The organism is Phocaeicola intestinalis (assembly GCF_014837065.1).
Lineage (GTDB): Bacteria > Bacteroidota > Bacteroidia > Bacteroidales > Bacteroidaceae > Phocaeicola > Phocaeicola intestinalis.
This window is the reverse complement of sequence record NZ_JACSPP010000043.1, coordinates 19,621-34,065: the sequence shown is the minus strand read 5'-3', so window position 1 is coordinate 34,065 and position 14,445 is coordinate 19,621. Positions and strand designations below refer to the sequence as shown.

At 45.2% G+C, this 14,445-nt stretch carries 16 protein-coding genes; 7 read left to right on the top strand and 9 right to left on the bottom strand.

What is annotated here, in order from left to right; all coding sequences use genetic code 11:
• The coding region (locus H9625_RS17760) for a hypothetical protein (protein ID WP_225226420.1) at positions 1-186 on the top strand (186 nt) is incomplete at its 5' end.
• Positions 187-251: 65 nt separating this feature from the next.
• On the opposite strand, the gene H9625_RS12455 is transcribed toward H9625_RS17760, so the two are convergent.
• Positions 252-686, bottom strand: a complete 435-nt coding sequence (locus H9625_RS12455) for a nucleoside deaminase (RefSeq protein ID WP_087208596.1) — start codon at positions 684-686, stop codon at positions 252-254.
• Between the two features lie 6 nt (positions 687-692).
• Positions 693-926 (bottom strand): hypothetical protein, encoded by a 234-nt coding sequence (locus H9625_RS12450; protein WP_022040680.1) that lies wholly within the window; start codon positions 924-926, stop codon positions 693-695.
• A gap of 118 nt (positions 927-1,044) precedes the next feature.
• Between H9625_RS12450 and H9625_RS12445 the strand changes: the two genes are divergently transcribed.
• The 6 genes from H9625_RS12445 (at position 1,045) to H9625_RS12420 (ending at position 6,111) form a co-directional block, all read left to right on the top strand.
• Positions 1,045-1,410: a YraN family protein gene (locus H9625_RS12445; RefSeq protein ID WP_022040681.1), complete on the top strand. Its 366-nt coding sequence runs from the start codon at positions 1,045-1,047 to the stop codon at positions 1,408-1,410.
• A gap of 475 nt (positions 1,411-1,885) precedes the next feature.
• Positions 1,886-2,623 (top strand): biotin--[acetyl-CoA-carboxylase] ligase, encoded by a 738-nt coding sequence (locus H9625_RS12440; protein ID WP_191764605.1) that lies wholly within the window; start codon positions 1,886-1,888, stop codon positions 2,621-2,623.
• Positions 2,624-2,644: 21 nt separating this feature from the next.
• Positions 2,645-3,955, top strand: coding sequence for an MATE family efflux transporter (locus H9625_RS12435; protein ID WP_022040683.1), 1,311 nt, complete (start codon positions 2,645-2,647; stop codon positions 3,953-3,955).
• 331 nt (positions 3,956-4,286) lie between these two features.
• On the top strand, positions 4,287-5,501 hold the full coding sequence (locus H9625_RS12430) for a hypothetical protein (RefSeq protein ID WP_191764603.1): 1,215 nt from the start codon (positions 4,287-4,289) through the stop codon (positions 5,499-5,501).
• An 81-nt stretch (positions 5,502-5,582) separates the two neighbouring features.
• Positions 5,583-5,867 carry a PqqD family protein gene (locus H9625_RS12425; RefSeq protein WP_022040686.1) on the top strand — a complete coding sequence of 95 codons (285 nt, stop codon included), beginning with the start codon at positions 5,583-5,585 and terminating at the stop codon, positions 5,865-5,867.
• A gap of 73 nt (positions 5,868-5,940) precedes the next feature.
• Positions 5,941-6,111, top strand: coding sequence for a hypothetical protein (locus H9625_RS12420; protein ID WP_158098033.1), 171 nt, complete (start codon positions 5,941-5,943; stop codon positions 6,109-6,111).
• 60 nt (positions 6,112-6,171) lie between these two features.
• Here H9625_RS12420 and H9625_RS12415 read toward each other — a convergent pair whose 3' ends face one another.
• From H9625_RS12415 to H9625_RS12385, 7 genes are all read right to left on the bottom strand, one after another.
• Positions 6,172-8,223, bottom strand: a complete 2,052-nt coding sequence (locus tag H9625_RS12415) for an ABC transporter transmembrane domain-containing protein (protein ID WP_317173107.1) — start codon at positions 8,221-8,223, stop codon at positions 6,172-6,174.
• A complete protein-coding gene (locus H9625_RS12410) occupies positions 8,223-9,461 on the bottom strand; it encodes a hypothetical protein (RefSeq protein WP_191764601.1) in 1,239 nt (412 codons plus the stop codon). Before H9625_RS12410 ends, H9625_RS12415 begins: the two co-directional genes overlap by 1 nt.
• 120 nt (positions 9,462-9,581) lie before the next feature.
• Positions 9,582-11,345 carry a hypothetical protein gene (locus H9625_RS12405; RefSeq protein ID WP_191764599.1) on the bottom strand — a complete coding sequence of 588 codons (1,764 nt, stop codon included), beginning with the start codon at positions 11,343-11,345 and terminating at the stop codon, positions 9,582-9,584.
• A 98-nt stretch (positions 11,346-11,443) separates the two neighbouring features.
• Positions 11,444-12,472, bottom strand: coding sequence for a nucleotidyltransferase family protein (locus tag H9625_RS12400; RefSeq protein WP_191764597.1), 1,029 nt, complete (start codon positions 12,470-12,472; stop codon positions 11,444-11,446).
• Positions 12,465-13,238: a glycosyltransferase family 2 protein gene (locus H9625_RS12395; RefSeq protein ID WP_191764610.1), complete on the bottom strand. Its 774-nt coding sequence runs from the start codon at positions 13,236-13,238 to the stop codon at positions 12,465-12,467. Before H9625_RS12395 ends, H9625_RS12400 begins: the two co-directional genes overlap by 8 nt.
• Positions 13,239-13,482: 244 nt before the next feature.
• Positions 13,483-14,037: a WcaF family extracellular polysaccharide biosynthesis acetyltransferase gene (locus H9625_RS12390; protein WP_191764608.1), complete on the bottom strand. Its 555-nt coding sequence runs from the start codon at positions 14,035-14,037 to the stop codon at positions 13,483-13,485.
• Positions 14,038-14,065: 28 nt separating this feature from the next.
• Positions 14,066-14,302, bottom strand: coding sequence for an LbetaH domain-containing protein (locus H9625_RS12385; protein WP_191764595.1), 237 nt, complete (start codon positions 14,300-14,302; stop codon positions 14,066-14,068).
• Between the last annotated feature and the right edge of the window lie 143 nt (positions 14,303-14,445).

The window sequence follows — 14,445 nt, the reverse complement described above, 5'->3', positions numbered from 1 at the left end:
AATCGCCCAAAGCACACACGAAAACGGATACATCAAGCCAAGAAAAACTTTTTGGAGAAATTCAAAACAGCTTCTAACTCCCTCTATACTTTAAACGGTATTAAAATGTGCATTTTCTGCCTCTGTGATTCGAAAATTTCACACGCATATAAGTCCATTATTAATCTTACACCAGACTATCTGTAAAATAAAAAAGAATCATAAGGGTAGTATGGTTCTTTAATAAAAGGAGCTATAACCAGTAACGACCTTCACCGGCGTCTCCGGAAAAACTCCTTCATCAAACCGGCGCACTCGTCTTTCAAGATACCCTGAACCACCTCGGTCTTCGGATGTAATGCCGCAGGTGCGTAACGCATATACCCGCGCTTCTCGTCTTCGGTGCCGAACACCAGCTTGCCCAATTGTGCCCACGCTATGGCTCCGGCACACATCACACACGGTTCTACCGTTACATAAAGCGCACAATCATTCAGGTACTTGGCTCCCAATGCATTTTCCGCAGCCGTAATGGCCTGCATCTCGGCATGTGCCGTCACATCGTTCAAGGTTTCGGTCAAGTTATGTGCACGGGCAATGATACGGCCTTGGCATACTACCACCGCACCTACAGGCACTTCTCCCCTTGCCGATGCTTTCTCTGCCTCAGCCAACGCCTGTTTCATATAAAACGTATCATCTGCCATATCCCGTTACCTCCGCATATCGTGTTCTTTGAATAAAGTAGGGTAATCCTCTTCCATTTTCTGATGAATAAACGTCAAGACCGTTTCCCTGAACCACCGTGCCTTATTGGTTATCTGATAGTGTTTCAGGTAGCGCTCAATAATCTGTGCCTCCTCTTCGCTGAGCAGACACACCATCCGTTGCCTGCGCGGAGGAACCGACGCCGGCACTTTCTTCCGTTTTTTTCCATTGTTCATCATCTTGAGTGCAAAATTAGTTCACTTTTTTCTCTTCTGCAAAGCAGACCAAGATTAAAATTAGAAAAGCAAAGAAAATACAACAAGATTACGTAACTTTGCACACAAAAAACGTACAAATATGGCAGAACATAACGACCTGGGCAAGGAAGGTGAGGACGAAGCGGTGCGCTACCTGACCGAAAAGGGATACTGCATCCTCCACCGCAACTGGCGACGGGGAAGAAACGAACTGGACATTATAGCGACAAAAGACGGACAGCTGGTCTTTGTGGAAGTAAAGACCCGAAGGAACGAGACCTACGGACACGCCGAAGATGCGGTAAACGACCGGAAAATACGCACGCTGGTCTCACTGGCAGACTCGTACATCAAGAAGTTCGAACTCGACCTCCCGGCACGTTTCGATGTAATAACGGTAATAGGCGAAAAGCCTCCCTTCCACATTGAGCATATCGAAAATGCATTCCTGCCGCCCATTTGGTAACACCTTATAATATATATAATAATGAGTAGATGTTCGTATTTAGTTTATTTGAATATCCGCAAAATGCCAATGGTATGAAAAGGAGTTAAAAGGAGTTATGCCCGCTTCGCTCACAGGAGTTAAAAGACAATAGTTCTGTTAGGATTTCCATTAGTAAATGTATTGGCTTCTAACTCCTTATTGGTGAAATGCGGACATTCATATAAGTAAATGAGCCGGCATGGAACTTCTTAGAAGCTGTTTTGAATTTATCGTGCAATGATTTGGGATGAGTTTTTGTAGAGACGCAAAATCTTGCGTCTTTACTATGGGAAGATAGCGGGCTATCTGACAAAGAACAGGAGCGGAAAGGACCAAAAAATCGCCCAAAGCACGCACGAAAACGGATACATCAGGCCAAGAAAAGCTTTTTGGAGAAATTCAAAATAACTTCTTAACTCCTCAAAAGATAATATCATTTAATTCTGATTACTTTATGAAATATCCTAAACCTATATATCTGCAAGAAACTACTTCGACCAACTCCTATCTTGCCGCCTTATGCGACCACGAGCCTCAAGCCAACCTGACCTGCGTGTACAGCGCATACCAGACAGCAGGACGCGGACAACGTGGCAATACATGGGAATCTGAGCCTGGAGCCAATTTGCTATTCAGCTTCGTGGTATATCCCAGTTCTCTGAAAGCCGAACAGCAGTTTCTTCTCTCACAAGTCACGGCACTGGCACTTGCCGATGCACTTTCGGCACATACCGACAGTATCTCCATCAAATGGCCCAACGATATCTATTGGAGAGACCGGAAACTATGCGGTACCCTCATCGAGAACGACTGGGACGGTGCATACGTCAGCCGCTCCATATCAGGTACAGGCATCAACCTGAACCAAAAACGGTTTGTAAGCAATGCTCCCAACCCCGTTTCGCTTACGCAAATCACAGGTCTACTTTATAATCCGGCTACAATCCTGGAACAAGTAATGGAACGTACAAGCTGGTATTACGGCCTGCTGGAAGCGGGATGCACTGATGAAATTGCCCAACAATACAAACAGATGCTGTACCGCAAAACAGGTTTCCATCCTTACCGTGATTGTAAAGGTCGCTTCATTGCCCGCATACACGATATAGAACCTTCGGGAAGGCTGGTCTTGGAAGACGAAAAAGGCACCCTCCGGAAATACCTGTTCAAAGAAGTTTCATTCGAATTGTAAACCACCTTTATAAGATAACACATGTCACTCAATATATCATTCACAAGCCAACGCATACTGCATATTGCCCTTCCTTCCATTGTCTCGAACATCACCGTACCCCTGCTGGGACTGGTAGATGTCACCATTGTCGGCCATTTAGGCTCGGCCTCCTACATCGGTGCCATAGCCATAGGCGGCATGCTGTTTAATATGATTTACTGGATATTCGGTTTCCTGCGCATGGGAACAAGCGGACTCACGGCACAATCGTACGGTGCACACGATCTTCCTGAAGTGACCCGCATCCTGCTCCGCTCGTTAGGCATCAGCCTTTTATTGGCACTCGCCTTATTGGTATTGCAATATCCCATCCGCATCATCGCTTTCCACCTGATTGATGCCAGCCCGGAAGTTAGAGAACTCGCATCACTTTATTTTCATATCTGTATTTGGGGAGCACCAGCCACGTTGGGACTGTATGGGTTCACCGGATGGTTTATCGGGATGCAGAACTCCCGCTTCCCGATGTTCATAGCCATCGCACAAAACGTGGTAAACATTGTCGCCAGCCTGTTTTTCGTGTTTGCCTGCGATATGAAAGTGGCAGGAGTAGCACTTGGAACCCTCATTGCCCAATACGCCGGACTCTTTATGGCATACCTGCTGTGGTTTCGGTATTACCGTCCACTGCGCAAATATGTCAGACAAGGAGCCGTTTTCACCCGTAAAGCAATGTCACGCTTCTTCCAGGTGAACCGTGACATCTTCCTGCGCACACTTTGCCTGGTAGCAGTCACCGTATTCTTCACCTCTACAGGAGCTGCGTATGGCGATGTTACACTGGCAGTCAATACCCTGCTGATGCAGCTTTTCACCCTGTTCTCATACATTATGGATGGATTTGCATACGCTGGCGAAGCTTTGACCGGAAAATACATCGGTGCACGAAACCGTACAGAACTTCTCCGCACCGTCCGCCACCTCTTCGGCTGGGGTATTATGCTCTCGCTGGCTTTCACCCTCCTGTATGGCATCGGAGGAAAAGGATTCCTCGGCCTGCTCACCAACGAACAGACAGTAATTGATGCTTCGGGCACTTATTTTTATTGGGTGCTTGCCATCCCACTTGCAGGTTTCTCTGCCTTCCTACTCGACGGTATCTGCATCGGAGCCACCGCTACATCCATCATGCTGAAAGGAATGTTTGCCGCATCAGCAAGCTTCTTCCTTATTTATTATACCCTGCATGACTCGCTCCAGAATCATGCCTTATGGATGGGCTTTATCGTCTACCTGGCTTTGCGAGGCATCGTACAGGCACTATTGATAGCACGAAAAGGCATTGGTTAAAACCTGTTGGAGAGACAGACGTATCTAAAATCAGGACATGTGACTTTTTATCACCTCTTCGTGACGAACCGTCACCCTTGCTTTTACCATCGCTACAAGATAATCTTTACTTTTGCCCAGTAAAAAAACAAATTTATAAAGCGATGAAAAAGGAATATACTAAACCAACAATGAAAGTAATGGAATTGACGTACAATGATGTAATATGCGCCAGCAATTTATGCATCAGAATTGAGCAAAACGGAACATCAAGCAGTACGCACGTAGAAAGCTTCAGACAAGGAAGCCTTGATTGGAATACATGGAAGAATAATAATAACTAAAAACACACATGAAAACAATGAAACCGACATTTATAATGGGCATGTTGGCAATATGCATGGGAATGATGTCTTGCCAAGATGACGAAGATACAAATATATCAACGATAAAACCCGGCACCTATTCTGCCGACATCATAGTAAATTCAGAAAGTGGCTCTACAAATTATTCGCGAGGCATTGACGTAAAAAATGGGATATTTACTTCTACATATGAACAAAACTATATTTATCTACATCATGTCAAAGCAGATGGCAACGAGGAATATGAAGCCCTATATATTCCAATGACAACAGATTGTGGAGAAGACAAATGTTTTAACATTCAAGTTATCGTTAACGATAATAACACTTATACTATTACTACTAAAGGTGCCTCCCAATCCATAACCCTAAACGCAAAAGAGCAAATTTATTTCTCTACAATGAAGGATCAAAAATGGAAGTCCGAAACTTCTTCAACAAACCTATCACCGATAGGTGATATCACAATCCTCAAACAACCAGAAAAAGAAGAAGAAGAAGAAGAGATCAAAGAGATCAAAAGCCGAGAAATATTAAGAAGTGAATTGTACACCGGAGAACGCTTACTCGAGCTGATGACAGGGGACACACAATACATTGATTTAACCAGACACGTTACGGGATTCAAGATCAACATTCTGTTTACAAATGTAAATGTAGAAAACGAAGACCATATAATAGACTTAGAGGGATGGCACAACGCATTCAACGCATTAGGTGAAGACGTAAATCCCGAAAATTTCAACATCAAAATTTATTTTGGTCCTAATTTTGCCCAATATTATGATATTTTAAAGGATAATAGTGAAGGTTTTGGTTATTATGCTTCCCATAATCAAAGGTATGTCCCATTCGAAAAAGTTGACCAAACAATTACTAATATAACCTATACAGGATACGGATACAATACAACATATACTCTATTATCTCCGCTTTACAAAACATCATTGAAGGAGGAGGAATACGAGGATTTCCAATTCCGTATCTATATGTGTATCCAATATAATGGAAAAGAATTTTATACTGAAATCCGCCCTAAGAACTTGACAATGAATATCAATACTATCCATCACATAATATTGGCATTTGATGTTCATGACTTGATACCTATTGTAACGAAAGGAGGAACTTATTCAACTCGCTCTTCTTCCTCAACCTTCCAAAAGATTGACATTAAACCCATCAAAGTAATCTGCAATTAATTCTTTTTAGTTTCGCTGATAAATAAATTATGCCGGGCGGCTTAAACTGTCCGGCATTATCAGCATAAAAACACCACCTTTATGATAAAAGCAACCTTAAAGAAAGACTTCCTGATACGCAACATCGCCGGCGAAAATGTACTGATAGGCTGCGGCGAACAAGTGAACTTCTCGAAGATGCTGATACTGAACGATACAGCTACCAGCCTCGTCAGCAAACTGCAACAAAAAAACGGTGCCACTTCCGAAGAACTGGCACAACATCTCACCGAAGAATACAACGTAGACTACGAGGCAGCCCTTGCCGATGTGGAAGAACTACTCAAACAACTGGAGGAACTCGGCGTAATCGGAATAAGTTTGTAAGTTTGGAAACACAGATTAACGCGGATTTCCGCAGATAATCATTTTTTAGAAGCTGTTTTAAATTTATCGTGTGATGATTTGGGATGAGTTTTTAAGGCATTTTCGCTTCTGTGATGAGGAAGATAGCGGGCTATCTGACGAAGAACAGGAGCGAAAAGGACCAAAAAATCGCCCAAAGCACACACGAAAACGGATACATCAAGCCAAGAAAAACTTTTTGGAGAAATTCAAAACAGCTTCTTAAGTTACTTATATATACAGAGAAAATGCACAAATCCATACCGCGTAAAGTATAAATAAGAGCTCAAACATCAAGCCGCAACACCGCATCACACCGCTCTGCTACCGCAGTGTGATGCGTGACGAAAATAAAGGTCTTCCCTGCGCAATGCTTCTTCAGATTCTCCAGCAACCTTAGTTCGGTATCCGCATCCAAAGCCGAGGTTGCTTCGTCGAAAAGCAAAATAAAAGCAGGACGCAACAAAGCGCGGGCAATGGCAATGCGCTGTGCTTGTCCTTCACTCAGCCCACTTCCCTGTTCGCCTACAAGTGTGTCCATACCCGAAGGCAAGTCAAATACAAATCCAGCCACCGCTGTATGCAAGGCACAGACCATATCCTCTTCCGTAGCTTCAGGATTACCCATCAGCAGATTGTCGCGGATAGTCCCGCTAAACAACGTATTCCCCTGAGGAACATAAGTAAAATTACAGCGGGTTTCAGCCGAGACTTCCACTTCCCAATCAGTTGTGCACAAACGGATATTGCCCGACTGCGGTACAGCAAAAGCCAACAGCAGACGTACCAGTGTAGTCTTTCCCCTTCCGGTCTCTCCCATCACCGCTACCCGGCTTCCAGCCCGAAAGCAATAAGAAAACTGTCGGAAGACCAGTGCTTCTCCTTTATCATATCCGAAATCTATTTTATCGACCACCACGTCCGGTGTTGTCGGGGAAAGCACCTGGGCAGCTTCACGCTCCTGCGGCAATGCTTCCAGTTCACGCAGGCGGTCGATAGAAGCAAATACCTCTACCCAAGAAGGCAACATACGTGCCATATCAAGAATAGGACGTTGCACCTTCCCTACCAGCTGCAAGAAAGCCGCCATGGTGCCAAAGGTTATCAATCCCTGGTGCAAATGTACAGTTCCCCATACAAAAGCAATCAGATACCCCACAGCAAACGCCGCCGATACACAGGTGCGCGTCAAGATAGAAAAACGTGTGCGTTGCATCAGCCGTGCCTGCAACGTTTTCTGCTGCCTGTCCAGCTTCCCGATGTAACGGTCGTTCTGTTCCAATGCCTTGATTACCGAACGCAGTTGCAGGCTTTCCTGGATAATCGACTGAATCCGGCTGTCACTCTTCCTTATTTTGCTGGTATAACGGTACATACGCTTCAGATAAAACCTTCCTATCCACAAAAACAACGGAAAAACGCCCACTACCACCCAAGGCAGCCGCGCATCTAAAAAACAGAAAAAGACAAAGGCAGCCAGCAGTTGCATCCCTGTTACCACAAACGAAGGCAACGAAACCGTAAGCATGCCTACAACCGATGAGACATCCTTTTCTATCCGGTTCATGACATCGCCCGTATGAAACTGCTCCATGGCGTTCCACCGGCTTTGCAACAACCGTGCGAACAAGCGGTGCCTCAACCTGTTTCCCACCCCTACCTGCATACCGACACTCATCCAATTGTCTATACCATCGCACACCAACTGCAGCACAACCAACCCAGCCAGCAGCACAATACCTATTCCCCAACTGCCTTCCATTGTCCCGGTAGCTGCGTCAATCACCCACTTCGACACTCCGATAAAACCCAGCGAAAGACTTACCGATAATAATCCAAGCAGACAATATCCCACAATCTTCTTCCGGAAACCACAAGAAACCCGTTTCAGGTATGCCAGCCCGCCACGGACACCATGTACAGCATTTTTCACCTTCATCCATATCCTCCAGCCTGACGAATACATCCGCCATACCCTGCCCGATGCCGGATAACTTCTCCCTTTCCGGATAAAAACGACAGCCATGCCCAATACATCTTTCACGTAAGCATACTCAGCACTTCCGGCATTCCCATCCCCTTGCAATACCAAACGGTCTGCCTGTCTGGCTATGATACGATGCAAGACGATGTATCCATTTTTATCCTCACGTACTAAAACAACAACACCCGGCGTCAATTCGTCGGGTGTACAACTTGCCAAGGTTACACTGTCTCTGCCATCAGCCAGAAAAGGACGCATGCTTTGTCCTCGCACCGGAATCGTCACTTGACGTCCTTCCTTCAACAAGGCTGCCACTTCCCGAAACAGTACCTCATTTGCAAAATATTTCTTCATCAGTCTGTCTTTTTCTTTGCCACAATCGCTTCATGCCGCTGTTTGGCTTCCGGGCAATTACGTCTCACATATCCTCCCAAACTATTATATACCAATCCCAACCGTTTGGCTATCGACTTCAGTTCCTCACCTGTCGTTTCATACAGGCGCACGGCTTCCGCATATTTCTCGGCAGCCTGCCGGGATACTGTTTTCCCGTTTGCAGCCTTCATCATCCCTAACCTCTTCGACAGTTCCGGCTCATGTTCTTTCAGATACATCCGAAACGTCTCCGGATGCAATCCGAACTCTGCAGCCACCTTAGCCACCTGTCTGGGATTGGCTTTCAAACTGTCAATGGCATCGGCATATTTGGCAGAAGTCGATTTCAGGTAACGTTTGGTAATACTCAAATCAATATCATCCCGGTCTTTTCCCGCAGCCGACATTCCCCTTCGTTCCAACATCAAATCCCGGTGCCATGTACGCAGGTAATAACGGAAGCCTTCCAACGGAACTCCCGCCCGCTGCACAATATCCTTTACAATGAGATTCGTGTTCCGGTACAGCTCCAGAGCTTCCCGGTACCTTTCCACTGTTTCCGGATCAGGAACGTGTTTCCGGCCGTTACCGGATATGTGTCCGATTTTTTTCTTACCTTTCTTCGCCCGCTCACGTTCGGAAAAACGTTTTTCTATCACCTCTTTATGATAGAAGCGCAGATGCTGGCTCAGTCCGCCTATGGATACACCACAAAACTCTGCTACTTCGGATATCGTCATATCCGTAGTCTTATACATCTCTACTGCCTGCGTATAGACTTCCGCACATTGGCGCCGCGCACCACGCCAGGTATTATCAGCTATTCCCAGTCGTAACTTTGCCTTTTCCCTCCGTTCCAGCACATCAGGATAATGCAGGCGCAGAAAATTGCCCAGTCCCGTAGCAGTAACACCAAACATGCGAGCTATTTCCGAAATACTCAATCTGATATACGACAGGTTATCACAGGCTTCTACTGCTTCCTTATATTTAAGATGAGCGTCCGGCCGTTGCCCACGTTTCGAACGAAGCTTTACCGAACATTCCATGCCTTCCATGCCATAACGCTTCAGCAATAAATCCCTATGATGCCTGCCCAGATAAGCCCGAAAGCCAGCTACTTCCACATTACATGCTTTGGCTATCTGCACCGCAGACAAGTCGGTCTCGGCATACAGCCGAATAGCTTCCTGATATTTCTGATGGATGGATGCCATAATCGTTTTTGAAGGTAACAAGGTGACAAGATGACGAGGTGACAAGGTGACAAGGCTTTAAAAAACCTTTAGCCAAACGATTCAGGATCTTGTCACTTCACCACCTCGTCACCTTGTTACTTATTTATCAATCACGCAATGAATCCGTACTTTTACGCAGCGGTTCAGTTTTGCGTTCAGCCCTTGCGTACTCTTATCATTTACCGTAACAATCGGGTCGGTCAACGCATTGATAGAGAAATCATTGTTCGATACATTCTTAAACATTGCGTTACCTCTCAACCATTTGATAACCGTATATGCACGATTATATGCCAACGTCTTATTACGTTCCAGTCCGATATTCTCGGCATTTTCGCCGACATAATTATCCTGACTGGTAGCCAGCCCTTCTGCCTGCACATACAGGATACGGCCTTTCTGCAAGATATCATTCAGTTCCTTCACTGTAGCCTCATCTGCAGCCTGTGCCACGTATCCACCATTACCTTCAATAGCCGCATAGACATCAGCAAAGCTATACAAAGAAGCATCTGCACTGGTCTTCATGTTTTTCTTCACCATATCCAGACCACGGTGAGCATTCAGGCCGTAAGAAGTACTTTCACGGTAATTGTCATCCGACAACAGACTCTGTGTGGTAGTTTCCTTATCTACACGATAATACCAAGTCTTTCCACCTTCGTAAATCGGTGCATAATAGTAATCCATCTTCTCTTCGAATGCACGCATACTGCCAGCATCCATCGGTAATGAAATCGGCTCGGAAGACATTTCGTATCCACGGGCTACCCCTTCTGCCGGTTTACACCGGTTTGCCTTTTCGGTAGCTATATCCACCGTAGCCAAAGAAACCAGCGAACCACCTGATGCCAACAGCCGGTCTACAGCTTCTGCATTCTTGAATCCTTTCTGTGTAAAGATACCCGATGCCAGATAATCGATAGCATTTACCGGAGCATCTGCTACGATAGGCGCATCGTCGCGTCCCGAATAGTTGTTCGGGAAGAATACATAAAATTCCAGTGTCTTGTATTCGGGGCATTCCTGTACCACCGGTGCCGGCATATATGTATTGTTGATATATACCGGACTTTGGCACGGTACACATCTGTCCCAATGTCGTTTCTTGAAATAATAAGTCACGCCGACACTCAGACCGATATTCGAATCCCACCACTTGCTATTTTCTCCATTTGTCTTCAGGGTTATGCCGTCGAAGTTGGTCTGAAACAGAATAGCATGCGCCTTTACATCCAGCGAAATGTTTTTCTTCTTGTTGAAGAAACGGCTGTACTGCAATTCGAAATGACCGCTCCATTCATTGCGTTGCGCATCAATGTCACGGTGATGCAAGGCACCGATACCTACCGAAGCGATAAACTGGTTCATCAGCCGGTCCGACTCCTTACCCTCGTATCCTTTGATAAGACGGGACAAGTTAAACATCGCATTGATGTTCAAGTCCCACCACTTGTTTTTCGATTTCCAGTAAAGCGAACCATCCGATGCTGTCATCGGATCGCCATAGGTAAAATATGTTTCCTCTTTGCTATACCCTTTCGAATTGGACAGTCCGAACTGGATTTTCGCACCGATTCCAGGTGTAAACCATTTACCGATACCGACATTGAAATCCGGAGAAAGCAATCCGTTAAAGTCACCTACACTTCCATAGTCGCCCGCATAGGCATGACCTCCAAAGTCTCCCAAGATGAACCAGTTATCCCAAAACCGGTTAGTCACTATGCGATATTCATCATCAGTAGGTTGAGGCTGTACCACCTCTTCACTGACCAGCGTATCGCTTACCACAGTCTGTGCATGGATGCTACTGCTGATAACCAACAGTAACATCCCGAATCCCATTACAAGTTTTTTCATTTTACTTAAATATTAAATGGTTGATAATTCTTATTCTTAGGGATCAAGTTAACAAGACAACAAGGGAGCAAGGCTCAGAAACCTTGTCAACTCGCCAACTAAAAGCCTACCCTTCGCATCACCTGATGCAGCAAGAACCAACACGCCTCATCGGGCATCATGCCGCCCAGCCGCAGGCTCCGTCTCATCCAGAACCAGGCATGCCTGCCTATCCGGACAAGTGGAAAACGCTCTTTCGCTCCTTTTTCCTCTTGAGCCTGTTTCAGTAAATATCCTTCATGGAATATCACCTCACGCATCAAGGCAAAATCTTTATCGCTGAACAGAGGAACAAAAGGATAACTCTCCGCCCCTCCCAAATAAGTATCTATAAATCCGAACAAAACCCTGCAGAACCTCTTCAAACGTAACCGCTCCAACATATATGCCAGCTTAGACTGATTCAAATGCGCACGACGCAACATCATCGTCACATCACACACCTGCTTCAAACCAATCCCATACGTCAGGAAATGCCGCCGCAAGTGTACAATCAGACAAACCAGATAAAGCTCGTTACTGCTCCCTTCTTTCAGCCAGTCCTGAAGACGGACATTCATCACCGGATTATAAAGATATTCCCAATGCGGATGAAACTCCACAGTAGTCAATCCCCCTTCATGCACCACCAGGTCGCCCCATTCATTCCGAAACGGAACGCCTTGCCCGTGCAGCCATTCTTCCAGTTTTTGCCAACCCTCTTCTACTACCAGGTCGATATCTCCAAAGCTCCGGTGCAACGGATACGGATACCATGCTGCCACCGAAGAACCTTTGAACACCTGTGCCCGAATGCCTGCCTCAGCAAGCCTTCCTACCCATTCTTCTCCCCTGCCGGCAATACGCTCGTTTATCTGTTCCAGGTAAAACAAGTGGGCAATCCATTGCTCCCACAAGTCACGGTCGGGACGTAAAGACACAGATGCCACCCCGTCTATAAAAACCCCCGATACTGCCTGCACAGAAGCCATACGGAACAATAGTTTCCATTCCTCACGCGTCAGGACAAGCTCCGGCTCTCTCGTTTGCAGCATGTCCCCCAATCCCCTGCGTAAGAAAAAACAAAAAGCCTCTCTCAGGTCAGTCATTGGTAAAACTCCGTTTCAGTTTCGCTTCAACAAACTGAGGTATCTTCCAACCCATCTTCATCAACTTTTCAGGTACTCCCCAAAAACCATGCTCTTTATACAGCCTCACGTCTTCTTTCCACATCTGTATCCTACGTGCCGCATCGGTCGAAAGTCCCCCCATACGCATCTTCAGGATATACCGGTTCAGATACTCCACGTGCAACTTCGTCTTATACAGGTATCTCACCAGCAGTTCCGAGTCAGAAGCAATCTTATAACTCTCATCATACAGCCCCAGCCGTTCCATCACATACCTGCGTACATATACCGTAGGATGCAGCGGCAGCCACCCCATCCTGACTTTCCAGCCATGATAACGCCCACTTATCCAGTTTCGTATCACACGATCTGTATCCGCTGCATCTACAAAAAGTCCGTCGCCATACACCAAGTCAGCCCCCGTATCTTCAAACCTTCCGGCTATTTTCGAAATAACGTGGTTGTCAAACAGAAAATCGTCCGAGTGTAACAACCCTATCACATCGCCTGTAGCAGCCTTGATACCTTTATTGATGCCTTCATACATACCCGTATCCGGCTCCGAAATCACTTTGGCAATCCTACAATCCTGATACGAATTGATTATCTCCAGCGACCTGTCCCTGCTGGCACCGTCTACAATGATGTACTCAATATCCGCATAATCCTGAGACAATACGCTTTCGATTGTCTGCCCGATAGTCGCTTCCCGATTAAAACAAGAAGTGATAATAGAAATTTTCACCATGAAATAACAGTTGAAAAAAAATGTGAGAACCACAATGTCTAATAAGTAATTTGAATGTCTGCATTTTACCCAATTATTGCAGAATTCAAATTAATATGCCATAATAAACAAAGTTGTAACCTACAAGTTAAGAATAGACTAAAATGACGTGCATTTCTTCAAGAATTTAACCAGTTAAAATCTTAAAGAATATTCATGATTACAAATCCAGAGTAATGATATTTTTTCTATTAAGCATTTGCTACTGCTTTACAATCCGTTCCCTTATCTTCACAGCAGGATTTCCTTGATATATACCATACGACTCCATATCTTTGGTCGCCACCGACCCTACGGTTAAAATAGCATGAGTGCATACCATTACGCCTGGACATACTACAGACTTTGCTCCAATCCAAGCACCATCTTCTATATAAATAGGTGCATTCCGGTAATCAAAAGTGGGTAAAGTATAGTCATGATTCCCCGTCAGCAACAATGCGCCTTGCGAAATGCAGACATCGCTGCCTATCACCACTTTATCCAAATTATCAATCCACACATTTTCCCCTATCCAGACATTATCGCCTACTACCAGTTTCCATGGGAACTTGATAGTTACATTATTCTTCAAGACCAACCCCTTACCTATCTGCGCCCCAAACAATCTCAACAAACAAATTTTGATTTTCATATTGGGATTCCAAGAAGCACGGACGATAAGAGCATTAATCATATACCAAAGCACTTGCTTGACAAAGCCTGCTCCCTTATCAAACGATCCTGTGGTAAATGTGGCTAGTTGTACCTTTTGCATTTCCATAAATAATAAGTCAGAATTTATATCATACGTCAGTTTTGAAAATCTGCAGGTTCCATGGTTTCCAAATCCGGACAGAAGCATATACTTCCGCATCCCATTCCACTTTAGCACCAAACAATTTCAGCAAAAAGATACGCCACGGACGAAATATTTTGGTAGGGAAAGGGCGGAAAAGCAAAGCTGCCGTTACATTCCATACGGCACGCTTCATCTTCACGCTCACAGACACATATCCGGGCGTGTGTTTCGTCAAATCCATGTTATGAGTAAATTAATTTGAACATTCACATTTACTGAGTGCATGTTTGTGTGCATGCTATCAGATATTCAGTAAATCAAAAGCCTGCGATAGCCAATACAATTGCCTCTGCAATTGAATATAAATAAGTGTACAAAATTAAA